This window comes from Veillonella absiana (assembly GCF_032970865.1).
Classification (GTDB): Bacteria; Bacillota; Negativicutes; order Veillonellales; family Veillonellaceae; genus Veillonella; species Veillonella absiana.
This window is the reverse complement of record NZ_JAWJZB010000001.1, coordinates 79,910-105,438: the sequence shown is the minus strand read 5'-3', so window position 1 is coordinate 105,438 and position 25,529 is coordinate 79,910. Positions and strand designations below refer to the sequence as shown.

Sequence of the window (25,529 nt, the reverse complement as noted above, 5' to 3'; positions counted from 1 at the left end):
TTTATATAATCCCTTTGGAATTATGTATACAACACAGTAATCTGCTGGTTTTCATTTATTTTTATCCCCTGAAATGATACAATAATTGAGGATTATCAATATAGAATTTTTGCAAATAAATGAGCTAGCAGATAGTATCATTGTATAGATGTTGCATGCCAGCGGTGAAATGAAACTTTTACCATCAATATGTACATCATATATAGATTAGGGACGGATATGAAATATACAAGAGAACCCTTACAATTACATAATCCTCTAGAGTTTTGGATGAATTTCCCTGGCGCGGAACGCGTGTTCTGGGTGGATCGCCAAAGTGACCGTGTCGTTGTGGGCGCCGAGCGCTTGACCACGGTGCGGGACGAAGAGGATAGACAAAATTACGAATACGTATTCTATGGGGATACGTTTTTTGAGACTGTGCGCGATGAAAAATGGCAGGGCCTAGGCGATGAGATGGTAGCATTCCGCCATTACTACATCGTGGAGAATGGAGAGTCCTTTTATTTACACGCGGAGGAAGCAAAGACAATAGAGCGATTCGACATTCCTGACGTCCGCCATGATTATCACGAGAGTAGCGACGATTTCGAGGATTGGCAGCAATTATTCGGCGCCATCCAACGAGATATTAAATCTGGTCACGTGAAAAAGGTGGTAGGCTCTCGTGAGGCAGAATTCACCTGTGATACAGAGTTCAATGTGCCGAGTATGTTGAACAAACTAGTGGATAATAACCCGGGTTGCTTTATTTTTGCCTATGAGAAAGATGGTCGTACATTCCTAGGGGCATCCCCGGAAATTCTGGTGCGTCATCGCGGTAAGGAAATCTTGAGCTATGCCCTAGCAGGCACAGCTCCCAAGGAAGGCGAAGATCGCCGCACTGCCGATGAATTGCTTCACGATCCAAAGAATCTCTTTGAACATGGCATTGTAACGGATGCTATCGTAGACAATATGAAGGAAATCACCTCCAAGATTACCGTTGGCGAAACGGGCATCATGGAACTGAAACATCTCTACCATTTGCGCACCACTATTACCGCAGAGGACGATACATTGTCCTTGGTGGAATGGGGCAAGCGCTTGCACCCTACGCCAGCCATGGGCGGTGAACCTCGTGAACGGGCCTTGCAGATTTTAAAGGACCATGAACGTCATGAACGCGGCATGTATGCAGCGCCATTTGGCTTTATGAAGGACATGGGGGATGGTATTCTCGTTGTGGGTATTCGTTCTGCCCTCGTGATAGGTCCTAAACTCTACGCCTATGCGGGCTGTGGCATTGTGGAGCAATCCAACGTGAACGAGGAATATCGTGAGACTCGTAATAAAATGAAAACTATAGTGGAGGCTCTGTAATATGAATGAATATTTAGCGGCCTTAGTCGATGAATTACACGTACTTGGTGTACGTGATGCGGTATTTAGTCCTGGTTCAAGATGCACGCCGTTGGCGATGTTGTTCCAAGATTACGGGGCTTACAATACCTATATGAACGTGGATGAGCGCAGTGCAGGTTTCTTTGCCCTCGGCATTGCCAAGGCGAAACAACAGCCTGTTGTTCTCGTGTGCACCTCCGGGTCTGCCATGACGCATTATTATCCGGTCCTCATCGAGGCTAAACATAGTGGGGTACCTTTGATTGTGCTCACCGCCGATCGTCCGCCGTCCTTGCAAAACGTGGGGGCGCCACAGACCATTGATCAACAAAAATTATTCGGCAATGCCGTCAATTTCTACGAGGAATTGTCCGTGCCAAACGATACGAATTACTACACCTATCCGAGACAGGTGGGGCAGCGTGCCTTTTTGAAAGCTATGTCTACGAAACCAGGTCCTGTGCACATCAATGTGCCATTAGAGGAACCATTGGTGCCTGAACTCGACGATGTACATTATATGGGCGGTCAAATAGGACCAAGTTTCCAATTGTTCATAGGCCATATGGCGATGGATAATACAACAGCTCTAGTGCCATATTTACAAGATAAAAAGGTCCTCATTCTGGCGGGGCCTAATAGTGGTATGAATGCTGCAGACTCTATCGTTCAACTGGCAAAACGTTTGAAAGCGCCGATTTTAGCGGATCCATTATCCAACGTACGTTGCCTAGACAGTGACTACATTATCGATTCCTACGATGCATTCCTTGCCTCTGATGAGGTGAAACATCAGTTAGCACCAGATTGTGTCATTCAATTGGGCCAAATGGTAGTATCCAAACGAGTACATCAATTTTTGAGCACCCTCAACGGAGTGGATTATATCCAGGTTGATCCTAATGGGGATTACCGCAATTCTACATTATCTACCACGATCCACGTTCAAGCCCATATTGAAAGCTTCGTAAACCAAGTGGAGATTGTAAACCAAGATGTGACTTATTCTGAGGATTGGGTACAGTATAATCGTCAAGCCCGAGAACTATTGAATCGTGTCATTAATGAGGAAACCCTATTCGAAGGCAAGATTGTGACTTTATTACAAGACAACCTACCAACAGGTGCTCAGATTGTGACGGCTAATAGCATGTCCATTCGCGATATGGATTATTTCTGGCGCAGTGGTGTATCTGATGCGGTTGTGTATGGTAATCGAGGCACGAACGGTATTGATGGAACTATTTCCACAGCCCTTGGTGTGAGTACGACTGGAAAACCGACTGTTTTGTTGACAGGCGATTTATCGTTCTTTCACGATATGAATGGCCTAGCCATGGGGAAAACGCATGGCCTCAATTTGACGATTGTGGTCAATAATAATGATGGTGGCGGTATTTTTGAATACCTACCACAAAAGGGAACGACCTATTTTAATTACTTGTTCAGTACAGAGCAAGGCCTTGATTATAGTGGGTTAGAAACACTCTATGGTATTACGTACCATCGGATTGCTAGCTATGACGAATTTACTGAGGCACTCAGCTCTAGTTTACAAAGGTCGGGCATCCAAATCATTGAGGTGCCAACGAACAAGGAATTGAGTCGTCAATTGCACAAGAAATATTTAAATCCATAGTTAGTGGATTATTTTCATATAGTGTTGTATTAGGAGGGTTCATGAAGCAGAAATATACTACCTGTGTCATTATGGATCCAGAGATGGCTGTTTATAAAAACTCCATGCGCATTACGGTGGGGGATTGCACCTATGGTGTCAGCGTTATAGGCGATGGCGAACCTATTGTGTGTTTTCACGGATTTTCTGAATCTGGGAATACTTGGGACAATGTGAAACTGGTAAATCACGCGATGTATCGCATCGATTGTATTGGACATGGTCAATCGGACAAACCAAGGCCATTAGAACCCTACACAATTCCTGCGATGCTCGAAGATATGCATACGGTCATCAATTTGGCGGTAGGCGACAAGTACGCCTTGATGGGGTATTCCATGGGTGCTCGTTTGGCACTGCTCTATGCATTGCAATATGGGGATGAGGTACAGGCCCTCGTTCTTGAAAGTGGCTCTGTGGGCATCGCTGATGAAACAGAACGTCAGGCCCGCGTTGATTCAGATGAGGCCTTGGCGCAGAATATTGAGTCCCTCGACAGCGCGTGGTTTGCTAATATGTGGGCGAATGTGTCTATTTTTGCTTCCCAACAGTCCCTTCCAGATGCGGTGAAAGCAAAAATTCAGGCTCGTCGTCAGCATAATCAGGTGCACGCCCTAGCAAATACCTTGCGTGGTTCTGGACAGGGAATTATGCCTTATGTAGGTGATGAACTACATCGTTTGCCATGTCGGACATTATATGTGAGTGGTTCTCTTGATACTAAATACGATGGCATTCGCCAATCCGTATTTGAAGGACAACCAAACGTGACTACCCACTGTATTGAAGGGGCGGGGCATAATACCCATATAGAACAACCTGAGGAGTTTTCCAAGGTGGTTCTCGATTTTTTACGCGATTAATATAGCGGCGTATTAAAAATTATATTGTCTGCTTGCTTATTTTGTGGCATAAGATTAGGAAACGTTGAAATTTTGTGGGTAATCCGCGATTTTCTTGCTAGTTAGTAGCAATTTTCAGTATAATAGACAAAGAGTATGCTATGAAATGGTTCATGTTGCTAAGCCTAGATGTCAGCGGGTGGACCTTTCACAAAGCAAACACGAAAGAAAATGAGCTTTCATACTAATCATAAAGGAGATACTATGAGCAAATTTGATTGGAAAGTACTAAATCGTAATTACGAAGACGTAATTTACGAAACATATAATGGGATTGCGAAAATTACCATTAATCGTCCAGAGGTGCGCAATGCATTTCGCCCTAAAACTGTTATGGAATTAATCGACGCATTTTCCGTGGCTCGTGATGATGCAGAGGTAGGCGTTATCGTGTTGACTGGCGCTAACCATGGCCAAGGAGAAGACAAAGAAGCGTTCTGTTCCGGTGGTGACCAACGCGTTCGTGGCAATGGTGGTTACGTAGGTGAAGATAACATTCCTCGTTTAAACGTTCTTGATTTGCAACATTTGATTCGTATCACACCAAAACCAGTTATCGCTATGGTTAATGGCTATGCTATCGGCGGTGGTCATGTATTGCACATCGTATGTGATTTGACAATCGCTTCTGAAAATGCGAAATTCGGTCAAACTGGTCCTCGCGTAGGTTCCTTCGACGCTGGTTATGGTGCAGGTTACTTGGCGCGCATGATCGGTCACAAACGCGCTCGCGAAGTATGGTTCTTGTGCCGTCAATACACAGCTGCGCAAGCGTACGAAATGGGCATGGTTAACACTGTGGTTCCATTCGACAAATTGGAAGAAGAAACTGTACAATGGTGCGAAGAAATTCTTCAATTGTCCCCAATGGCACTTCGTATGTTGAAAGCATCCTTCAATGCTGATACAGATGGTTTGGCAGGTTTACAACAATTCGCTGGTGATGCGACATTGATGTACTACACAACTGACGAAGCAAAAGAAGGTCGCGATGCCTTCAAAGAAAAACGTAAACCAGATTTCAAACAATTCCCTAAATTCCCTTAATCGGTTATCGAGGACATTGTCATGGAATGGTTACAGAAACATTTTTTAGAACAACCGAATAAACGTTTTCTTGACGACCAGACCTTTGGTGACGTGTATAAACAAGTGCAAACCGTGGCGGACTCTTTGTCCTCTGCGGTTTCTGCCGTTTCTCGGGTCGCTTTGTTGTCGGATAACTCAGTTACTATGGCGGTGTATTTGTTGGCGCTCATGCTCCTTCACAAGGAGGTGTTACTCCTCAATGTGCACCTTACGCCGGCGGAAATTCGTAATCAATTAGACGAGCTGGACGTGCATACGGTGGTCGTTTCTGGTGAAAGACTGGAACAGCTAAGAAACGGGGAGCGTTGCAATGGTGTAGAACATCTGAGCGGGATAGGGCAGGTTATCGTCTTTGATGAGGCGTCCATTCATTCAGCAGACTCTGCGAATCTTGATGTAGATAGATTCGATTGGCATTTCAACGATTCCGACATCGCAGCCATCATGAATACCAGTGCCACAACGGGAAAATTTAAATCCGTTCCCCTCCGTTGGGGACAAATTCGCGCACATGTAGAGGCATCGGCCCAGACATTGGGCGTTACGCCTGATGATACTTGGCTCATGGTATTGCCATTATTCCACGTTAGCGGATTATCCATTTTGATGCGCAGTCTCTATAATGGGACGGCGGTGCGAATGATGGAAAAACTAGACCGGCAGGAACTGGTGAGACTCGTCAATGATCAAGAAATCAATATGGTATCCCTCGTGCCGACCATCCTAAAGGATGTGGTGGGTGATATTGCAACCCATCGAATGCGTGTAATCCTATTGGGCGGTGAATTTATTCCTATGCCTCTCGTTGAGGCGTGCCGTGAGAAATCCTTGCCGATTTACAAGACCTACGGCATGACGGAAACTTTCAGCCAAAGCGTGACGTTCTCCATATTAGACTATCCTGATAAAATCGAATCCGTGGGCAAGCCATTGCCGGGGATGACCGTGAATATTGTAAATCCTGATGTGGATGGGGTAGGCGAAATCCATTTGACTGGGCCTATGTTGATGGATGGTTATCTAAACAAAGAACCGATTCGCGGTGATTTTAACACGGACGATATCGGTTATGTGGACGAAGATGGCTATGTATATATTTTGAATCGTCGCAAGGACATCATCATATCTGGTGGTGAAAATATTTACCCTAAGGAAATTGAGGATTTACTCTACACATTGCCGTATGTGAAAGAATGTGCCGTGGTGCCTGTGGCCGATGAAAAATGGGGACAGGTGCCAGCGCTATTTGTGGCGGTTGATAAGACCCATTCTGAACTTTCACAAGATAAAAATGTAGGAAATACAGGAAAACTTACCCAAGAAGCGCTTGTAAAGCAGGAATTGAGCTGTTTTTTGTCGAATCATTTAGCTAGGTACAAAATACCAAAATACATTACGATTTTGGATTCATTACCAAGAAACGGAACAGGAAAAATTTTGCGAAAGGACTTGCAGATATATGCTGAGTCGCGATACATACATGTGGTAGGAGGCTCTAACGATGTTGGTAGTAGCGATTGACTAGGTAGATGAGGAGGACCTATGCAAGATTCATTGTTGGTGAAACGCATCACCTTGCATCGGGTAAATATACCTTTACAATTTACATTTAAAACGGCGCGGGGAACCGTGCAAAACAGGGAAACCATTATTATTGAAATGGAAAATGAAGATGGCCAAAAGGGCTATGGCGAATGCGTGGCCTTTGCGGATCCATTCTATACGGATGAAACGGTGGATTTGGCATGGCATCGTTTGGTGCATCATTATGGGCCAGCTATGTTGTCGGCGCAAATTGAACGGGCCAAGGAAATCCATGATATTGCCGACTTTGTGCACGCGGCGCTAGGAATGATGGCCTCTGAGCGGGCTGGTTCTGAATCAGAATATCAGCACATCCATTCGCCGATGGCGGTGGCGGGCCTTGAAAATGCACTCCTGAATTTGGAATGCACTGTGAAAGGTCAAAATACCGTGGAATACGTGATGGGTGAAAGTCTCCAAGACACTATCCCTTGTGGTGTAGCTATTGGAGATATTCCTATGGACACCTTGATTGATGTGGTGAGAACTCATGTAGAACAAGGCTGCCAACGTATCAAGCTAAAGATAAAACCAGAGGATGGCTATGAACGAACGAAACTCGTGCGTGCGGCCTTCCCAAATATTACCCTCGCTGTGGATGCGAACCGTAGTTATAGCTTTGCTCAAATTGATGACGTGGCTTTGTTGAATGACTTCAATTTGGCTTGTATCGAGGAACCCTTCGATGTGTCATCGGTGCAAACCCTAGCACTCCTAAAACAAGAGACTTTGAGCAAAGGCTTGTGGTCTATAACAACGCCAATTTGTCTCGATGAAAGCATTCTAACCTTCGAAGATTTAGAGTATGCCGTACGGCATGATCTCATCGATGTATTGAATATTAAAATTGGTCGTTTAGGTGGATTATATCCAGTGAAACGAATCATTGACTATTGTCGTGATAATGACATTAAATTCTGGATTGGCAGCATGGTGGAAACTGGCGTTTCTAAAATGCTCCACGTTCAATTAGCGGCCCTAGCAGATACATATATGGCTGGTGATTTATCGGATTCAAAACGCTATTTTGAAGATGATTTGATCGTGCCAGATATTACTTTCACAGATGGGCAGATGACAGTACCGAAAGGGCCAGGCCTCGGCGTTGAGGTGCGACCGGACGTGTTGAGCCGATATGCGGTGGAGACAGTGGTGATTGAGACATTATAAATTAGTTCTACATTAGTAGCGTAGAGAGCGATTATAAGGTCGACCAAAAGGCTATTACAAGAGTGATTTCATATATTGAAATCGTTATAAAACATAAGGAAACATATGACAGATACAAAAGATACAAACGTTGTGCATGCAACGCAAGCAGAAATTGATGCACGCATGGCAGAGAAAATTCAAAAGGCTCCTAAACGCGAGGAAGGAACATTATATTCCTGTCTCGATTTTACTGATCCAGTGATTGTAGGTAATACATTTACGAGCAAAATGAAGCTTGGTAAATTTCATGCTCAGCCATTTGGTTGGTTGAATGGGGGAGCTACATTGGCCTATGCAGAGAATTTATCTGGATGGGTATCCTATTTATTATTGCCGGAAGGTAAATACGCAGTAGGCCAAAATATTACGGCTCAACATTTGCGTCCTACCAAGGCAGAAGGTTATTTACATGCATCTGGTGAAATGGTCCTTGTTGGCCGTAATAGCCATGTGTTCAATATTAAATTTACCAATGATGAGGGAAAATTAATTTCCTTGATTGCTGTTACGGGCATCGTGGTGGATGTAAATCGCGATCAAGAGCAGAAGTAAAATTTAGAACGATTTAGTGCATAAAAATGCTTAGAAATTAAATGAATTAGTCAACTAATGAATATTCATGATATAGTTAAAATAATACGTAGTGAAAATAGCTTTCATAAGATGTGATTCACAGGAAATCATTTGTAAAAGTGACTTTCACAAGAGCGAGAGATATAATAATTTAGCGTATAGGAGGGATTTAATGAGTACGGAAATCGATATTCGCGAGACCGCTGAGCGGACACTAGAAGAATATTTAGCAAGTAGTTGTATCCCGAAAGAGCTATGGACAAACATTACGAAATGGCTAGGAGATACACAATTAGCAGATATGTATTTAGCGCCTGAGGATGCCATTGGTGCTTGGTGGGGCGCTCAAGAGGCTGAAAAGATGGGATATCTCATCAATTTTGGTAAATCTTGTTGTATTCCATCCCATTGGTGCCCAACTGGGGACGATTGGAAAATGGCTCAAGCTAATGCAAAACTTGGTTTTGTTGGCGATTGGCAAACACTCATTGATAACGATGCATTGATTAAAATTGAAAACTAATAAAAAATCCTATCCGCATTTTACTGTGTAGATAGGATTTTTGCATGCTATAATGAAAGTACGAATATGAGCGGGAATTAAAATGGAGGAGAGGAGTCTGAGCAATGAAAAAACTAGAAAATACACACAAGACTGGACGGGCAATCGTAACTAGTGAAACTAGTAGTGAGATAGCGGCTAAATTAAAAGAGATATCGGCGACATTAATTAAAGAACGATATGACCTTTATAAGAGGCTAGAAAACAAATGAATACGGAGTTTATTCAACTAGTATTGGCGGATATTCTTGAATTCCACAAAGATTTAGAAGTTGCTTTTGTGTTATGGGCTAGTGAAAAATCACGCCTTTGTGGATGGAAACAAACGTACAGCGCTTCATTCAATGCTGGCGTTCCTGTTGATTAATGACTGTCAGGTAGTAGCCACAGATGATGAACTAGAAACCTTTATCATCGGCATCGCCTCAAGTAACCTCAATCCGCCAGATATCGTTCAGTGGCTCAAAATCCACACGGCTAATATTAATTTCGCTTAATCACATTGATTTATCTTAAAGAAATCGTAATCAACCCTTAGGAGGCTTCATCCTATGAATTTTGATACATACAATTATCGCTATCCATCTCGTCGTAGCGTCGTATATGGTACGAAGGGCATGGTCTGCACCTCTCAGACGTTGGCGGCGCAAGCGGGGCTAGACGTATTAAAAAAGGGAGGCAATGCCGTGGATGCCATTATTGCCACGGCCAGCTGTTTGACGGTATTAGAACCTTGTAGTAACGGTCTTGGCAGTGATGCCTTTGCTCTCTATTGGAATGCGAAAACCAAGAAACTCTACGGTATCAATGGCAGTGGATATGCTCCGGCTAAACTTACGGTAGAGGCGGTGCAGAGTCAATTTAATAATGGTGACGTGCAGGAACAATCAAAGAACGGTACCATGAAATGTGAACCTGGTAAGATGCCAAAACGTGGCTGGGGATCCATGACGGTGCCTGGCGCGGTATCGACGTGGGCCGAATTACACAAGCGCTTTGGACGGAAATCCTTCGAGTCGTTATTTGATGCGGCTATAACTTGCGCGGAGGAGGGCTATCCCGTGTCACCGTTAGTGGCATACGAATGGGCATTGGCGGACGATGTCTACAAGGATTACAAAACTCAAACCGAATTTAAACCGCTTTATGATACCTTCTTTGCGAACGGTGCTCCCCAATCGGGTGAGATTGTGAAATTACCTCATCACGGTCGTGCGTTACGCGAAATTGCCAAAACGAATGGTGAAAGCTTCTACCGTGGCGCTATCGCTGATGCTATCGATGCATTTTCTACCGAAACAGGTGGCTTTATTCAAAAGGAAGATTTAGCGAACTATCGAGCGGAATGGGTGGAACCAATTCGCACGAAGTATCATGGCTATGAGGTATGTGAAATTCCTCCTAATGGGCAGGGCATCGTAGCCCTTATGGCGCTAAATATTTTGGAACAGCTTGATATGGAACAAGGCCATCATGATGATGCGGATACCATCCACAAACAATTAGAAGCGATGAAATTGGCTTTCACAGATGGCAAAACCTATGTGGCAGATCCAAAATATATGAAGCAAATGACAGTGGCGCATTTGTTGAGTGGAGAGTATGCTGCATCGAGGGTACAGGAAATTGGTACCACGGCGTCGTCGCCGAAGGCGATTGATCCGCTCAGTGGTGGCACGGTGTATCTCTGCGCTGCTGACAGCGAGGGCAACATGATTTCATTTATCCAGAGTAATTACATGGGATTCGGTTCGGGTATTGTGCTCCCAGGTTATGGCGTGGCATTTAATAATCGGGCCTCCGATTTCAGTTTGAATCTGGCTGCCGATAATTATCTCGTGCCCGGCAAGAAACCGTATCATACGATTATCCCTGGATTTTTGATGAAACAGGGCGAGGCGGTCGGCCCGTTTGGCGTCATGGGCGCCTACATGCAACCGCAAGGCCATGTGCAAGTGCTCATGAATATGTTACACTTTGGTATGAATCCTCAAGAAGCGCTGGATGCCCCTCGTTGGCAATGGACTGGCGACAAATATATCGAAATCGAACCGGGCTTTGGTGAAAGTATCGCCCAGGCCCTCATCGCAAAAGGACATGATGTCAACATTCAACCTGATTTCATCTCCTTTGGACGAGGTCAAATCATCGTACGTGATGAAAACGGTGTATTGATGGGGGCTACAGAACCAAGGGCCGATGGCTGCGTGGCGAGTTGGTAAATTAGAGTAAGGACTTTATATGGAATCTAATAACGAAGAAAAAGTACAGGTAGTAACGACTGAGAACGAACACATCGAACCTGTGAAATTATGGACATTATTTAAATCTACATTTATGATCAGTGCTTTCACCGTAGGCGGTGGATTTGTATTGATTCCGTTGATGAAGGCAAAATTCGTCGACGAATATCACTGGATTTCTGATAAAGACTCATTGAATCTAGTGGCTATCGCCCAATCCTCACCGGGCGTGGTGGCGGTTAATGCATCCATCATTTTGGGGTATCGCATGGCGGGAATGGCAGGCATGTTTACTGCGTTGTTCGCAACTGTTTTGCCACCTCTTATTATGCTGACGGCTATTAGCTATTTCTACGAAGCCTTCGCTAGTAATTACTATGTAAAAATGCTCTTGAAAGGTATGCAATGTGGTGTGACTGCGGTTATTTTGAAAGTAGTCATCGACCTATTGGTAAAACAATTCAAAAAGAAATTAGTATTACCGTTGTTAATCATGATTGGTTCTTTTATCGGGGCCTATGTATTCGATATTAATATTATATATATCATCCTCGTCGATGCCATTGTGGGCGTCGTGTTGATGCAGTCCGCAAAGTACGATTAAGGAATAGGCGAGGTGTAGAACAATGGAGATTTTATTACAATTATTTTTGAGCTTTGCCAAGGTAGGACTATTTTGTATCGGCGGTGGCTATGCATCCATGCCATTGATTCAAAATGAAGTGGTGGATGGCCATCATTGGATTACCATGCATGAATTCGTGGATATTTTCACAATCTCCCAAATGACGCCAGGTCCAATTGGTATTAATGCGGCTACATTCGTAGGTGCCAAGATAGCTGGCATTATGGGCGCTATTGTAGCCACAGCGGGATTTGTATTCCCGTCTGTTATCATCATGCTATTGATGGCGTATTTATATTTCAAATATGGCGATCTTGGGATTATTCGTGGTGTATTGAATGGCCTTCGTCCAGCCGTTGTGGCGCTGATCGCTAGCGCTGGTGTAGGAATTATGACATTGGCATTTTGGGATAAAGCCGATTTGCCAATATCCCTGGGGGAAACGAACATCCGCGGCGTAGTGATTTTCTTGATTTCCATGGGCTTGATTTATTCAGGTAAAATGGGGACGATTAAGGTGTTGCTATTGAGCGGTGTATTAGGGCTCGTGATTTTCTCATTGACGGGTGGATTGTAGAAATTATAATTCGAATGTATGCGAAATTTAAACGTAAATTTTAGAATTTATTAGATCATATTTATACATTTTATTCAAAATCTGTTGAATGGCTGGAGTATATAGATTAATTGAATTGATAATAAACATGAAAACGAGCACAGACTATAATATCAATGCTCGTTTTAGTTTGTAACTATATGCTTTTTTATTACTATTTATTAAACCGATTATATCCCGCCTCGAACACAGGTGTCGGCACGCCAAGTTCTTTGCCTTTGTTCACAACATACCCAACCATGAGATCTAGTTCGGTATCTTGCGGTGCCTTGCCAGATTTTAAATCACGGTAGAGGGAGGTAATGGTGCTTGGTTCGGACGTGTTAAAGTTTTTAATCAGTGTTTCGATATAATTATCGCTCATTTGAACGCCGGTAGCGGCAGCAACGGATTGGACTTCTCGATATGCAGCAGGGATAATCTCTTGTGCATCCGCATAAGCGCGGCATTCCCCAATGGTGCCATCATAGTAGCAGAGTATTGCACTCATAGAGCCCGTAATAGCTAACTTTTTCCAACTATCTAACTCAATAGTGTTAGATACAGTTGTTTCAATACCTGCCTGTGTTAACATATCCGCAATTTCTTGGAAATTTGCTGGGTTTTCACCGCCTTGCATACCAAAGCGCATATCACATGGACCACCATCTTGGACAATGTGACCAGGTGCTTCAATATGGCTGAAAGTACGGATTAGACCATCCGCAAGGAGGCCCGTTGTAAGGTGTTGACGTAGTACATCAGATACGAGTACGCCATTAAGTAGTGGAATAATAATGGTGTGCTCATCAATCATGGGTTTCAACGTTTCGCATACCGAGCCTAGTTTATCACCTTTAGTAGATAGGAAAATCACATCCATTACACCTAGTTCACTAGCGTTATCAGATACCATAGCAGGGCGAACGACTTTATTTCCTAATTTGACTGAATCGAGACGTAAACCATTTTCTTCAATAGCTTTTTTAGTGTTGTTACGAGCATAGAAATAAATTGTATCGTATTTGTCGGCAAGGGCACCACCTACTAGGCCGCCAATACCGCCGAGACCAAAAATAAGAACTTTCATGGGGAACCTCCTTATTAATCGCGTGTGTATATCATTGAATGATAGAGCATATTTATAATTTAATTGTATGTCATTTTGCGGATGCTGCATAGAGGAATGGGCAATAAAAAAAGCTCCTTGTCGAAGCAAAGAGCTTTTTTTATATGGTGTGGTTGGATACGTAAGCAACTTAGGTGTCTAGGAACGGAGAGACGCAGACACCTTAGTGCGTCGATGCAACAACAAAAAAGTTCTCCGCCGAAACGAAGAACTAATATTTTATATGGTGCGGTTGGAGGGACTTGAACCCTCACGAGCGTTCGCTCACCACCCCCTCAAGATGGCGTGTCTGCCGTTCCACCACAACCGCATGGAATTATTAAATGGTGCCTCAGGACAGAATCGAACTGTCGACACACGGATTTTCAGTCCGTTGCTCTACCGACTGAGCTACCGAGGCATTTTTTGTAAAAAAAAAGTGGCGACCCCGATCAGATTTGAACTGACGATCTTCGCCGTGACAGGGCGACATGTTAACCGCTACACCACGGGGCCGCGTACTAACTTGCGTTAGCTACTTGATTATAATAACATGACCCGGAAATGAATGCAAGTACTTTTTTCAAAACTTTTACAAAAAAAATATCAAATATAATCGTATTCATTCAAAAATATAAAAATCAGTAGAAATTATACGTTTTTACAGTTAATTCTAAATATATATCATTATATCTCAATAATAATACGGATTAGAGGCCGTATACAGTGTATGGTACAATAGATGCATGGCGGTATACGCGTTATTATACTTTCACAAGAGAGAGGAATACCATGAATTCATCTAAGAAAAAATATGCTCTTTGGGCGTTAATCGTTATTGTGGTCGTGGCCCTCGGCGCGGCGATTTATATGGATTGGTACGTGCCACGCACGCCGGTGTATACGTTGAATATTATTCGGACAGCGGTGGATAATCACGATGCGAATACGATTTTTAAACACATCGACACCAAGAGCATTGTTGGCAAAACTGTGGATCGGGAAATTGAAAAATCGACTGGCTCGGACAAGGATGATGTGAAACATTTTGCCCCATTGATTAAAACGGTGGCCGTGGCGGCGGTGAATAATCTGATTATCGATCGCGTGCAAAATGCCGATACTAATTCAGCAAATGGCGAAAATAATACATCTGCAGTGAATGGTGAAAGCTCCAAATCTGCAGCTACACAAAAAAAATCTGCTGATGCTGGCGATATAGTACAGGATATTTTAGATGGCAACATCATAAAATCTAAAAACGTAGCATTGAAAGACATCTCCTCAGATATCGATAATGAGGACACCGCAACGATTACGGTGAAATTGGAAAATACTACAACTAAGGAAGTCGTAAATTTGCAATTGTTGGCTAAACAATTGGATGATGGTACTTGGCGTATTTTCGACATTCCAAATTTGACTGAATTAAAGGCCCTAGAATAACATTAAAATAGAATTAATTGAATAATTTTGAAAGCACTGCATCTTTTCGTTCATTCCAGATGGTTAATGGGAATAATTCTAAAGATGTAGTGCTTTTCTGCTATAATAAAAATATAATTGCTTTCATCAGTGTGAGTTAGATATTGTTTTGATAAAGGATAGCGTGTATGAAAAAACGTTTATTAATAGCGTGTTTGGTACTATTAAGTGCCGTTAGTACTACACATGCCTATGTGGAGGTAAAAGATAATCTGATTGTACCACTGGATGATCGAGCGGTACGGGAGGTCATATTTAAAGCACAACTGGCAAAGGTGAATCAACAGAATGTACTGCTACGATATGAATTAGTTCGAGCCCAATATGATGGACAGGCGGTTAGTGGTGACTTTCACAGTAATGATTCTAGTTATGATACAAATAATATTAAAGAACTCGCCATGATTTACCAATATAATGTAACGAAACAAATGAATGGGGCCATAAATTCAAAAATGAATGCTCGGTTTGCCTATCGAAATGAACAATTGAAAGACATTCGTCCTGAATCAGCTCGCGCTGAGGAATGGTTCAATTCGTTGAATACCTATTATGATTCCGTTGAGGTTGGTGCGGATGTATTCGACGCTGTGAAAGCAAAAACACTGGTCCTCGCTGGTGAAAAAGATGCTAATGCACCTTTGCAAACCGTTATCGATGCATACCATTTATTGCCTGATGCGGAACTCGGCATAGTGCCAAATGCACCGCATCCAGTATTAATAACGGATTTTGATCAAGCATGGCCAATGATTGAGAAATTTTTAGCAAAATAATAGTTTGTTGTTTTGAATTAGTTTTTACATGATGCATGCAATCATTAGACATCATCATTGTATATAGTGATTAACTAGGTTGATTAGGTTAAACCTAGCTTTCAGAAAAGGAGATCTATACTATGAATACTCAAGAATTAAAAGCAATTGTAACATCTATCATTGAAGCACCATCTTGCTGCCCTGAAATGAAACAAGTTGGTCAAGAATGGCTAGAGGCAGCTGGCACTGACAAAGAAACGGCTGCTACTGAAAAATTGTTAGCAGAAGCTAAAGCCGACATCATCACTATTGATGCATTAATCGGTTTTACAGCATCCGAAGCAGGCGTTAAATTGTTCGGTCCAGATTTTGCAAAACAATTGCATGAGCATGGTGTAGAAATTAAAGCACAAGGTGCTGAATATTGCGACTGCCCAGCATGCGCAGGGTGCTTGCAAATTATCAAAGGTTAATTGAGGATTAATGCTGACAGGCGATAACGTTAACTGGCATCAATAAAAAAGATAGTGCATCGTCATATGGCGAATGCGAGGAACGGGTTACTCCACAGAGATGTTTGTGCGGGTAGCCCGTTTTGTTTTTCGTTTAGCAACAAGCTCTATTGTGTAAACGAGATATAGGTAGTATTGTTGTGGTACTTTTACATAATTTACACGACCTATACATGGCCCCGTTGAAAAGGGCACGTGCATAGGCTATACTGAGATTAACGAGATTTTACATCTCCGTGGCACATTGGAACTAGTGCCACATAATGCTAATCAGTGGCGTATAAATGCCTCGCTACAAAATCGATTATGGACGTAAAATAGTAGAAATTAATGCATAATATATGAGGTTTGATATGAGTACAATTTATTTAATTCGACATGGTGAAAGTATGGCCAATGCTGGTCAAGTGACGTATGGTTCTGATACCATCCATCTCACACCGCTCGGCGAAGAGCAAGCCGCAGGCGTGCCCAGCCGTTTGCCTGACAAAATAGATCACATCATTCATTCTACCTATATTCGCACGAAGGAAACGGCGGCACCAACCATTGAGGCCCATCCAACGGCACCAGTATCCGAATGGGCATCGGCGCGCGAGTTCTCCTATCTGGATCCAGAAAAATGCATGGGCACAAATCTGGAGGACCGTAAACCGATGGTGGAGGAATTCTGGAACACCAATGATGCCTTTCTACAGGTACATCCACAATCGGAATCCTTTGAACAATTCATCGCCCGCGTGAAAGAAACGGACCGTCGCCTCCGCGAGGATTTTGGTGGTGCTCGAAAAACAGTGGCACTATTCACGCATGCCTTGTTTATGAAAGCATTCTTCCAGGTGCAAGAACAACCAAATACGCCGGTGCAAAAATTGATGAATGAATTCTTTGATTGTCCGGTGATACATAACTGCGATATTTTTACGATTGAGGTATAATAGTTATGGAAGACTAGTTTCCTCAATGGTCTTAATACAATCAGGCCGTGGAGGCGAGGCATAGTTATTATGCTAGACACATAACTGGGATAATTGGGCTAGCGTGCTTAGATAATTGAATAGAATTATAAAAAGCTGTATTGGAATTAGCGAGATAATGCTAACTCTAATACAGCTTTTATGGTTTTATAGCGTATACAATTCTGGCTTACGATCACGGAAGATGTTGATTTTATTGCGGATATCTTCAACCGTACTCAAATCGATCTCGACGATACCAACGCCTTCGGTAGTATCCATTTCAAGTAAATTAGTACCCCATGGATCAAACAGAGCGCTATGACCAGTGCTTTGTACGCGACCAACGGCACCACAACCATTAACGGCACAGAGGAATAATTGGTTCTCGATGGCACGAACTTCGTTCAATACTTGCCAATGACGTAATCGCATAGTTGGCCATTGGGCCGGCACGAATAATAGCTCAGTACCAGGAAGGGCGGCCATGCGAACGACCTCAGGGAAACGGATGTCATAGCAAATGACAGTGCTACATGGAATGCCATCAAGCTCAAAATGACCTACATGAGTGCCACCAGCAAAATATTTATCTTCTTTAGCCGGCGTAAAACCGTGCATTTTGGAATATTCTCCTACAACTCGGCCTTCTCTGTTGAAAGCATAGGATGTGTTAAATACCTGGTCATGTTTTAGCACACTCACAGAGCCTGCCACAATGTTTACATTATGATCTTTTGCATAGGTGCTGAAGAGGGCTTTTGTTCTTTCACCATCAGGGTCAGCAAGGTTCGGCAAATCTTCGGATGGATGAAATCCAGTGTTCCACGTTTCAGGAAGCACGATGATATCTGGATTGGATTGCATCGCTTCGTCGAGAAGCTCAACAACGTGTTTGTAATTATGTTCAACATCGCCAGCAACGACGTTCATTTGAATGAGTGCGAGAGTTTTTTTCATGGGTGACCTCAGTGATGTCTAGAATAGTAAAATTTAGATTAAGATTATAAGTATTATAGAAATTTATATATTTAGTATAGCCTATTAGGTAGGAAATCAAAAGCTTAGGTCGAATATTAAATAGTAAGGGCAATATTAATTTATATGAGGCCATATAGATGCTGATAAGCAAGGTTTAATAAGAAAGCTTGATAATCAATACGAAGATAATTTTTGGGGGAAAATAAAAAAACTCAATTCCGAAGAATTGAGAAAAATTAGCCCACGTTGGGCTGCCGAAGCAATTTGAATAAATTTTTATTTGAACTCGTAGTGTAATTCTGTAAATATCCAAAACCTTTGGATACCTATAGAATAAAATATTCGTATTACTTTGTCAAGATGTTTTATCACTATTTAGTAGGAGGTACGTATGGAAAACGTGTTAGTTGGAGGGAAAGCTTCAGAATATTTCATGGGTCTAGATATTGGGACGAACTCTGTTGGTTGGGCTGTAACAAATCCTCAATATGAACTCTTAAAATGTAAAGGTCATAAAATGTGGGGCAGTCGTCTCTTTGAAGAAGGTCGCACTGCAGTCGAGCGTAGGACCTTTCGTTCGGCTCGTCGTCGCTTAGCCCGTAGAAAAGCTCGACTAAATTTGTTAGAAGAACTATTTGCTGAAGAAATTGCGAAAGTAGATGCTACATTTTTCTTGCGACTAAAAGAAAGTAAATATCATTTTGAAGATAAAACCACAGGTCAAAAAGATGTGCTGTTTGCAGATTCTACATATACTGATCAAAATTTCTATGAAACATATCCGACCATCTATCATTTAAGAAATACATTAATGACTAAAGGTACGAAGGATATTAGAGAGTTATTTTTAGCGTTACATCATATTATGAAATATCGTGGTAATTTCTTGTATGAAGGTCAAAGTTTTAATGCCAATAGTGCTATTAATGAAGTATTAAGGAGTGCATTGTCTCAACTTGAGTTATTACCGACCACCGAAAAATTTTCTGTAGAATCGTTGGTTGAAATCCTTTTGGATATGTCTAAAACAAAGAGTGACCGTTCAAAAGCTTTTGTAGAATTCTATACGTCAGATACTAAAATAAAAAAACGTGCTACTGCCTTTTCAAAATTGGTGCTTGGATTAAAAGCTAATTTAGTTGATTTGTTGTGCAAGGAGGGGGAAGAACACGACAGTGATAAAAATTATTTAGAATTAGAATTTGCTGGGAAAGACTTTAGTGAAGTGCAACCTGAATATGCTAATGCATGGGGTGAAAAGATTGAGATTCTAGACAATTGTAAATCCATCTATGATGCTATTTTACTTTCTAATATTGTGAAAGATGGCAAAACACTTTCGCAATCTAAAATAGAAATCTATGAGCAACATAAAGATGAATTGGTTGAATTAAAAGGCCTATTGAAAAGTAATCGAAAGGTATATAATCGTGTTTTAAAAGCCGATGAAAAAGGTTTGAATAACTACGTGAAGTATATTAAACAAGGCAAAGAAGATAAAACAAGCTGTTCTAAAGCTGATTTTTATAAATTCCTAAAATCGGAACTCTCCAATTTGCCAGATTCTCCAATGAAAGCAGAAATTCTTCGAAAGATTGATATTGAACAGTATTTGCCATTACAACGAATTACAGATAATGGTGTTATTCCATACCAATTGCATTTTAATGAGTTGACGGCTATTTTAATAAAGGCAGAAGAAAATTTTGCATTTTTACGTAATGTAAGCGATGGATTGACTGTGTCAGACAAAATTAAAGCTATGTTCCAATTTAGAATTCCTTATTATATTGGCCCACTAAATACATCACATGCCGACAAAGGTCATGCATGGGCAGTTCGTAAGGCACCGGGCAAAATTTATCCATGGAATCTGTCTGAGAAAATTGATGAAGCAGCCTCTGCTGAAAAATTTATCCGCAAAATGACCAATAAATGCACCTATCTTGTAGGTGAAGATGTGTTGCCTAAAGAATCTTTGCTGTACAGCTATTTCATGTTGCTCAATGAAATAAATAATATTCGTTATGATAACCAGCCATTATCATATGAGGTTAAATTAGCTTTCATCAATACGATTTTCAAAAATAAAAATGGACATAAACGTGTTACAAAGAAATTAATCAAGGAATTCTTAAAATCAGAAGGGTTAATTACGGGCGCTGGTGAAATTAGTGGTATTGATGCCGATATAAAAGCAGATTTGAAATCCTATCGTGATATGGAACGTATTTTAGGTAGCGGATTTGATGCGGATATGGCGGAAACGATTATTCTATGGGTCACTTTGTTTGGTGAAAGTAAGAAAATGCTCGTAAATAAGTTGCGTGATACATATGGAGATAAACTGTCTGATAATCAAATTAAATCTATAAAACGCCTTAAATATAAAGATTGGGGGAGACTATCTAAAGAGTTTTTACTTAATTTAGAAGGCATCGAAAAGTCAGAAGATTCTCAGGATGATATGCCTGTTAGTATTATGTATCGATTAGAATATACAACTGAAAATCTTATGCAATTACTCAGTGCTAAATATTCATATCTTGAGGCTATTGAAGAATTTAATAAGGATAGAATGGCGCCAGTAGGTAGTGATACCTATGCGTTAGTTGAAGAATTAGCAGTATCTCCAGGCGTTAAAAGGTCTGTTTGGCAAGCATTGAAATTGGTGAAAGAGGTTACTCAATTACGTGGCAGTGTACCAAGCAAAATCTTTGTAGAAGTAGCTCGTACAAATCGCGCTGAAAAAACGCGGAAAGCTTCAAGAAAAACACGATTCTTGGAATTGTATAAAGCTATAAAAAATGAATCTCGTGAATGGAAAACTGAGATTGAACAATTTTCTGAAAATCAATTCCGCAGTAAAAAACTCTTCCTATATTATACGCAAATGGGTAGATGCATGTACTCCGGAGATCTTATTAGCCTAGATGAACTATTCACTGATGCGTATGATATAGATCATATTTTCCCGAGGAGCATGACCAAGGATGATAGCTTTGATAATACCGTTTTGGTGAAAGCGAAACTAAATCGAGATAAAAGTGATGTGTACCCAATATATGACAATATTAGAGCGAAGATGGCTCCCATTTGGAAAATGTTGCTTGACCATGATTTGATTAGTAAACGTAAATATGAACGTTTAATTCGTCATACTGAATTAACAGCAGACGAACTTAGCTCATTTATTGCCCGTCAGATTGTGGAGACTAATCAATCGGTGAAAGCCACAACACAATTGTTAAAACGGATATATCCTGATACTGAAATTGTCTATGTAAAAGCTGAAAATGTATCTGATTTTAGACAGGATAACGATTTTGTAAAAGTAAGATCATTAAATAATCATCATCATGCTAAAGATGCGTATCTTAACATTGTAGTGGGGAATGAATATTCAGAAAAATTCACAAAGAACCCATACAATTTCATCCAAAAAAATGGCAGCCGAAGAGTCTATAACTTGGCTAAAATGTTTGATAATGACATCTTAGTAAAACGTGCAAACGGTAAAGAAGTGCTGATTTGGAATAAAGAGCGTGATATGTCAATTATTACGAAGATGATGAGTAGCAATGATGTGCGGGTGACTAGGAAGTTGGTTGAGCAAAAAGGCGCACTTTATGATGCAACAGTGTACAAAGCTGGAGTTGCTAAACCAGAATCCTATGTAGCAATGCAACCAAATGATTCTAAATTAGGCGATGTAACGAAATATGGAGGGTATACAAAAATAAAGAATGCATACTTTGTTATTTATAGTGGGATGAATAATAAGGGCAGTAGAGACGTGTATATGATGCCTATACCATTAAATGTAAGTAATAGGTTGAATGATGATGTATCAATTCAAAAATATGTAACTGTAAATACAGATAAATTATCTGATATTAAAATACTCTGTAAAAAAATATGCATAAATTCTCTTGTAAAAATTGATGGCTTTTATTACTATGTCGGTGGCAAAACAAATGATCGTTTCTGTATAGACGCAGCAATACAAGTTGCACTAAGTGATAAATCTACAAAGTATATTAAGAGTGTTGAGAAATTTGTGCAACTTCAATCTGAAAATGGTAATTTGGCGCCTAATGACCAAATCATTTCATATGATAAAAATCTAGAAATTTTTATCGAGTTAATAAATAAGTTTAATAGTAACATCTATAAACATATGAGGGGTAATAAGTACGAGGATTTAAGAGCAACGGGTTTAGATAATTTTAAAAAGCTTGATTTGACGGAGCAATGTAAGCAGGTAATGCAAGTTTTGAATTTTTTAACTCAGTTGAAATCTACATTTGACCTTAAACCATTAGGAATAAAAGCATCAAGAGCAACTCAAGGTTTTAAATTATCATCTGTGGACGAATTTGTTGTAATTAATGAGTCCGTGACCGGATTATTTAAAAACGAGATTCCAATTATTGGAGGTTAATATGAGTTGGCGTACTGTAGTGGTCGGAAGTCGAGCGAAACTAGACTTTAAGATGAACTACATGCTAGTTCGTAAAGACTTTGAAACGACGAAGATTTATATTAGTGAAATTTACATGTTAATTATTGAGTCTACAGCGGTTAGTTTAACCGCTGTACTCTTAAATGAATTGGTGAAGGCAAAAGTAAAAATAGTGTTTTGTGATGAAAAACGGAACCCTATGTGTGAAGTGAATCCTTTTTATGGGGCTCATAATAGTAGCAAACGCTGCAGAGAGCAAAGTGAATGGGATACACAGACAAAAGCCATCATATGGACTGAAATTGTGCGACGGAAAATCGAAAACCAGTGTAATTTTCTAAAGGCGGAGAATAAAGAGGAAGCCTATTTACTAGATCAATATTTAAATGAATTAACATTAAATGATGAGACACAGCGGGAGGGGCATGCTGCAAAAGTTTATTTTAATGCATTGTTTGGAAAATCTTTTACAAGAGAACAAGATTGTGTAATAAATGCTGCATTGAATTATGGATATGCTATATTGCTATCAGCTGTGAATCGTGAAATTGTAGGGATGGGCTATATAACCCAATTGGGGCTTAATCATTGCAATCAATTCAACCAGTATAATCTAGGATCCGATTTTGTCGAACCTTTACGAATTTTTGTAGATGAGGTGGTTGTAAAAAATCAATTTACAGAGTTTGGTGGTGCAGAGAAACGACTACTCATAGAAATAATGTCAAATGATGTATATATTGACGGCAATGTGCAGGTGCTAAATAATGCAATTCGCATCTATTGTAAAAGTTTGTTTGAAGCGCTACGGACTGGTAATAACCAGATGATTAGGTTTATTCAACATGAGTTATAGATTTATGAGAATATTAGTGATGTTTGACTTACCTACCGTATCATCAGCAGAAAAACGTGAATATCGAAAGTTTCGAAAATACTTGATAATGATTGGGTTTCAAATGCTACAAGAGTCGGTATATTCTAAGTTGGTGTTAAATACTACCAGTGCCAATCTAATTATGAATAACATTCGGAACAATAAACCACCTGAAGGTAGCTTGTTTATGCTCACCATAACGGAAAAGCAGTTTGCAAAGATGGAGGTTCTTGTTGGTGAAAAACATAGTGAAGTTATAGATACAACAGAGAGAATAATTATATTATGAAGCTATCTTATGGAGATTCTGTGATTACTATGGATATCACAGATGATAAAGTTAGTACTCTTGTGATTGAGGATAAAAGACAGTTTAGACATTTATTATATGATCTGGTCGCTCAAAGTAATGGTGAAGCGGGCCTGTGGGTATTAGGTGAAGATGGTAAGTGTTTAAATTTAGAAAAGCAGCTTTATGTAATTAGAGATCCATTAAATACGGATATCAATAGTAGGGAGATTTTGACAAAATTACAGAACCAATTAATTAAAACTGGCAATGATTTTATGCAAGAGATTTTTGATATTAATCAGAAAATCCAAAATTTTTACTACTCCCTAGAAAACGAATATCCTTATGATATCATTCATAAACAAGAGCTTAGTGTACAAGAACTTGTAAAAATGGGAGGATTCAATTTCTATATTGAGAATACAGGAGAACTTATAGATTTAGTATCTTATATTGAGGTCGTACAGGAATTTATTAACCCTAATCTATTTGTTCTAGTCAATCTACATGCAGTAACCAACGTGGATGAAAGGGGGATTTTGTTTAAAACCTTGATCGAAAAGAAATTTTCTGTATTATGCTTGGAATCTTCCGTGGACAGGATTGAATTTGATAAAAATCTGGAAGTACGATATATTTTAGATAAAGATTTTTGTTTGATTTAAGGTGTTTACAGAATTACACCTGGTGGTAGCCCGAGTTGCTTTTGAACCCCAAACGCGTATTTGGGGTTTGAGAGTAGTGTAATTCTGTAAATCTCCAAAACTAAGATTGAGGATATCCGTATTAACTCTAAGTTTGAGAGTAGTGTAATTCTGTAAATCTCCAAAACTTTAACAATGTAGTTACAGATGTTAGGCTGGTTTGAGAGTAGTGTAATTCTGTAAATCTCCAAAACTGACCGTACATTACTTGAGTTCATTCGACAGTTTGAGAGTAGTGTAATTCTGTAAATCTCCAAAACATATCCTCGAGATTGCCAATCGGCGTCGGCAGTTTGAGAGTAGTGTAATTCTGTAAATCTCCAAAACATCAGAAATCAACATATACTAGACAATATGGTTTGAGAGTAGTGTAATTCTGTAAATCTCCAAAACCAGCAGCAGCGCCTTTTAATTCGCCTACTTGTTTGAGAGTAGTGTAATTCTGTAAATCTCCAAAACCCAACTCCACCATTCCAACGCAAGGCGTTAGTTTGAGAGTAGTGTAATTCTGTAAATCTCCAAAACACTTTTCCCCTATTTCTGTCGCAATGCTTTGTTTGAGAGTAGTGTAATTCTGTAAATCTCCAAAACTCATTGTCTTCCATTATTTTACATCCTCCTGTTTGAGAGTAGTGTAATTCTGTAAATCTCCAAAACTATAAATATTCTAAATTGCGAACATTGGTCGTTTGAGAGTAGTGTAATTCTGTAAATCTCCAAAACATCTGGCGACTTGCTAGGAGTTTATGGTTCGTTTGAGAGTAGTGTAATTCTGTAAATCTCCAAAACTGCGCAAACATTTAAAACGAGCAATTAGTTGTTTGAGAGTAGTGTAATTCTGTAAATCTCCAAAACTGTTACTCGCGGAACAGACAAAAACAACCAGTTTGAGAGTAGTGTAATTCTGTAAATCTCCAAAACGTTCGAACCGCTCTGGGATTTCGA

24 protein-coding genes, 3 tRNA genes and 1 CRISPR repeat array (1 of these 28 cut by a window edge) are annotated in these 25,529 nt (G+C 40.4%); of the genes, 22 read left to right on the top strand and 5 right to left on the bottom strand.

Going from position 1 to position 25,529, the window contains the following annotated elements:
* Positions 1 to 219: 219 nt before the first annotated feature.
* The 14 genes from RVY80_RS00535 (at position 220) to RVY80_RS00470 (ending at position 12,428) form a co-directional block, all read left to right on the top strand.
* Complete coding sequence (locus RVY80_RS00535) at positions 220 to 1,362, top strand: isochorismate synthase (RefSeq protein WP_317329209.1); 1,143 nt, start codon at positions 220 to 222, stop codon at positions 1,360 to 1,362.
* Between the two features lies 1 nt (position 1,363).
* Complete coding sequence (menD, locus tag RVY80_RS00530; protein WP_295188712.1) at positions 1,364 to 3,022, top strand: 2-succinyl-5-enolpyruvyl-6-hydroxy-3-cyclohexene-1-carboxylic-acid synthase; 1,659 nt, start codon at positions 1,364 to 1,366, stop codon at positions 3,020 to 3,022.
* Positions 3,023 to 3,063: 41 nt separating this feature from the next.
* Positions 3,064 to 3,924 (top strand): 2-succinyl-6-hydroxy-2,4-cyclohexadiene-1-carboxylate synthase, encoded by an 861-nt coding sequence (gene menH, locus RVY80_RS00525; RefSeq protein WP_310746237.1) that lies wholly within the window; start codon positions 3,064 to 3,066, stop codon positions 3,922 to 3,924.
* Between the two features lie 243 nt (positions 3,925 to 4,167).
* Positions 4,168 to 5,010, top strand: a complete 843-nt coding sequence (gene menB, locus RVY80_RS00520) for a 1,4-dihydroxy-2-naphthoyl-CoA synthase (RefSeq protein ID WP_295188706.1) — start codon at positions 4,168 to 4,170, stop codon at positions 5,008 to 5,010.
* Between the two features lie 21 nt (positions 5,011 to 5,031).
* Entirely contained in the window at positions 5,032 to 6,573 is a 1,542-nt protein-coding gene (gene menE, locus RVY80_RS00515; protein WP_317329206.1) for an o-succinylbenzoate--CoA ligase, read from the top strand.
* A 21-nt stretch (positions 6,574 to 6,594) separates the two neighbouring features.
* A complete protein-coding gene (gene menC, locus RVY80_RS00510; RefSeq protein WP_317329205.1) occupies positions 6,595 to 7,806 on the top strand; it encodes an o-succinylbenzoate synthase in 1,212 nt (403 codons plus the stop codon).
* A gap of 105 nt (positions 7,807 to 7,911) precedes the next feature.
* On the top strand, positions 7,912 to 8,400 hold the full coding sequence (locus RVY80_RS00505; RefSeq protein ID WP_317329204.1) for a PaaI family thioesterase: 489 nt from the start codon (positions 7,912 to 7,914) through the stop codon (positions 8,398 to 8,400).
* A 193-nt stretch (positions 8,401 to 8,593) separates the two neighbouring features.
* Complete coding sequence (locus tag RVY80_RS00500; RefSeq protein ID WP_295188698.1) at positions 8,594 to 8,944, top strand: hypothetical protein; 351 nt, start codon at positions 8,594 to 8,596, stop codon at positions 8,942 to 8,944.
* Between the two features lie 104 nt (positions 8,945 to 9,048).
* On the top strand, positions 9,049 to 9,195 hold the full coding sequence (locus RVY80_RS00495) for a hypothetical protein (protein WP_317329203.1): 147 nt from the start codon (positions 9,049 to 9,051) through the stop codon (positions 9,193 to 9,195).
* Positions 9,192 to 9,350 (top strand): hypothetical protein, encoded by a 159-nt coding sequence (locus RVY80_RS00490; RefSeq protein WP_317329202.1) that lies wholly within the window; start codon positions 9,192 to 9,194, stop codon positions 9,348 to 9,350. The genes RVY80_RS00495 and RVY80_RS00490 overlap by 4 nt, the downstream gene beginning before the upstream one ends.
* The gene (locus RVY80_RS00485; RefSeq protein ID WP_317329200.1) at positions 9,277 to 9,480 is read left to right on the top strand and encodes a type II toxin-antitoxin system death-on-curing family toxin; all 204 of its coding nucleotides are present in this window, start codon (positions 9,277 to 9,279) and stop codon (positions 9,478 to 9,480) included. Before RVY80_RS00490 ends, RVY80_RS00485 begins: the two co-directional genes overlap by 74 nt.
* A 54-nt stretch (positions 9,481 to 9,534) precedes the next feature.
* Positions 9,535 to 11,205, top strand: coding sequence for a gamma-glutamyltransferase family protein (locus RVY80_RS00480; protein WP_295193995.1), 1,671 nt, complete (start codon positions 9,535 to 9,537; stop codon positions 11,203 to 11,205).
* A 19-nt stretch (positions 11,206 to 11,224) separates the two neighbouring features.
* The gene (locus RVY80_RS00475) at positions 11,225 to 11,830 is read left to right on the top strand and encodes a chromate transporter (RefSeq protein ID WP_317329199.1); all 606 of its coding nucleotides are present in this window, start codon (positions 11,225 to 11,227) and stop codon (positions 11,828 to 11,830) included.
* 22 nt (positions 11,831 to 11,852) lie between these two features.
* Positions 11,853 to 12,428, top strand: a complete 576-nt coding sequence (locus RVY80_RS00470) for a chromate transporter (RefSeq protein WP_317329197.1) — start codon at positions 11,853 to 11,855, stop codon at positions 12,426 to 12,428.
* A 193-nt stretch (positions 12,429 to 12,621) separates the two neighbouring features.
* Here RVY80_RS00470 and RVY80_RS00465 read toward each other — a convergent pair whose 3' ends face one another.
* The 4 genes from RVY80_RS00465 to RVY80_RS00450 all read right to left on the bottom strand — a co-directional run bounded on the left by RVY80_RS00465 (position 12,622) and on the right by RVY80_RS00450 (position 14,070).
* Positions 12,622 to 13,536, bottom strand: coding sequence for a ketopantoate reductase family protein (locus RVY80_RS00465; RefSeq protein ID WP_317329196.1), 915 nt, complete (start codon positions 13,534 to 13,536; stop codon positions 12,622 to 12,624).
* Positions 13,537 to 13,799: 263 nt separating this feature from the next.
* Positions 13,800 to 13,885 (bottom strand) — tRNA-Leu (locus tag RVY80_RS00460).
* A 14-nt stretch (positions 13,886 to 13,899) separates the two neighbouring features.
* A tRNA-Phe gene (locus RVY80_RS00455) sits at positions 13,900 to 13,975 on the bottom strand.
* Positions 13,976 to 13,994: 19 nt separating this feature from the next.
* Positions 13,995 to 14,070, bottom strand: a tRNA-Asp gene (locus RVY80_RS00450).
* A gap of 276 nt (positions 14,071 to 14,346) precedes the next feature.
* On the opposite strand from RVY80_RS00450, the gene RVY80_RS00445 reads away from it, so the two are divergent.
* The 4 genes from RVY80_RS00445 to RVY80_RS00430 all read left to right on the top strand — a co-directional run bounded on the left by RVY80_RS00445 (position 14,347) and on the right by RVY80_RS00430 (position 17,247).
* Positions 14,347 to 15,000, top strand: a complete 654-nt coding sequence (locus tag RVY80_RS00445; RefSeq protein ID WP_317329195.1) for a hypothetical protein — start codon at positions 14,347 to 14,349, stop codon at positions 14,998 to 15,000.
* Between the two features lie 167 nt (positions 15,001 to 15,167).
* On the top strand, positions 15,168 to 15,815 hold the full coding sequence (locus RVY80_RS00440) for an alpha/beta fold hydrolase (protein ID WP_317329193.1): 648 nt from the start codon (positions 15,168 to 15,170) through the stop codon (positions 15,813 to 15,815).
* A 122-nt stretch (positions 15,816 to 15,937) separates the two neighbouring features.
* Positions 15,938 to 16,270 carry a hypothetical protein gene (locus RVY80_RS00435; RefSeq protein WP_295192967.1) on the top strand — a complete coding sequence of 111 codons (333 nt, stop codon included), beginning with the start codon at positions 15,938 to 15,940 and terminating at the stop codon, positions 16,268 to 16,270.
* A 392-nt stretch (positions 16,271 to 16,662) separates the two neighbouring features.
* A complete protein-coding gene (locus RVY80_RS00430) occupies positions 16,663 to 17,247 on the top strand; it encodes a histidine phosphatase family protein (RefSeq protein ID WP_317329189.1) in 585 nt (194 codons plus the stop codon).
* Between the two features lie 186 nt (positions 17,248 to 17,433).
* Here RVY80_RS00430 and RVY80_RS00425 read toward each other — a convergent pair whose 3' ends face one another.
* The gene (locus tag RVY80_RS00425) at positions 17,434 to 18,225 is read right to left on the bottom strand and encodes a carbon-nitrogen family hydrolase (RefSeq protein WP_295188668.1); all 792 of its coding nucleotides are present in this window, start codon (positions 18,223 to 18,225) and stop codon (positions 17,434 to 17,436) included.
* 412 nt (positions 18,226 to 18,637) lie between these two features.
* Between RVY80_RS00425 and cas9 the strand changes: the two genes are divergently transcribed.
* The 4 genes from cas9 to csn2 are packed head-to-tail and all read left to right on the top strand — an operon-like array spanning position 18,638 to position 24,545.
* Entirely contained in the window at positions 18,638 to 22,690 is a 4,053-nt protein-coding gene (gene cas9 / locus RVY80_RS00420) for a type II CRISPR RNA-guided endonuclease Cas9 (protein ID WP_317329188.1), read from the top strand.
* A gap of 1 nt (position 22,691) precedes the next feature.
* Complete coding sequence (cas1, locus tag RVY80_RS00415) at positions 22,692 to 23,567, top strand: type II CRISPR-associated endonuclease Cas1 (protein ID WP_295192974.1); 876 nt, start codon at positions 22,692 to 22,694, stop codon at positions 23,565 to 23,567.
* Between the two features lie 4 nt (positions 23,568 to 23,571).
* Entirely contained in the window at positions 23,572 to 23,877 is a 306-nt protein-coding gene (cas2, locus tag RVY80_RS00410) for a CRISPR-associated endonuclease Cas2 (protein ID WP_295192976.1), read from the top strand.
* Complete coding sequence (gene csn2, locus RVY80_RS00405) at positions 23,874 to 24,545, top strand: type II-A CRISPR-associated protein Csn2 (protein WP_295192978.1); 672 nt, start codon at positions 23,874 to 23,876, stop codon at positions 24,543 to 24,545. The genes cas2 and csn2 overlap by 4 nt, the downstream gene beginning before the upstream one ends.
* A 65-nt stretch (positions 24,546 to 24,610) precedes the next feature.
* Positions 24,611 to 25,529: direct repeats of the CRISPR family, unit length 36 nt; unit sequence GTTTGAGAGTAGTGTAATTCTGTAAATCTCCAAAAC (it continues 3,480 nt past the right edge of the window).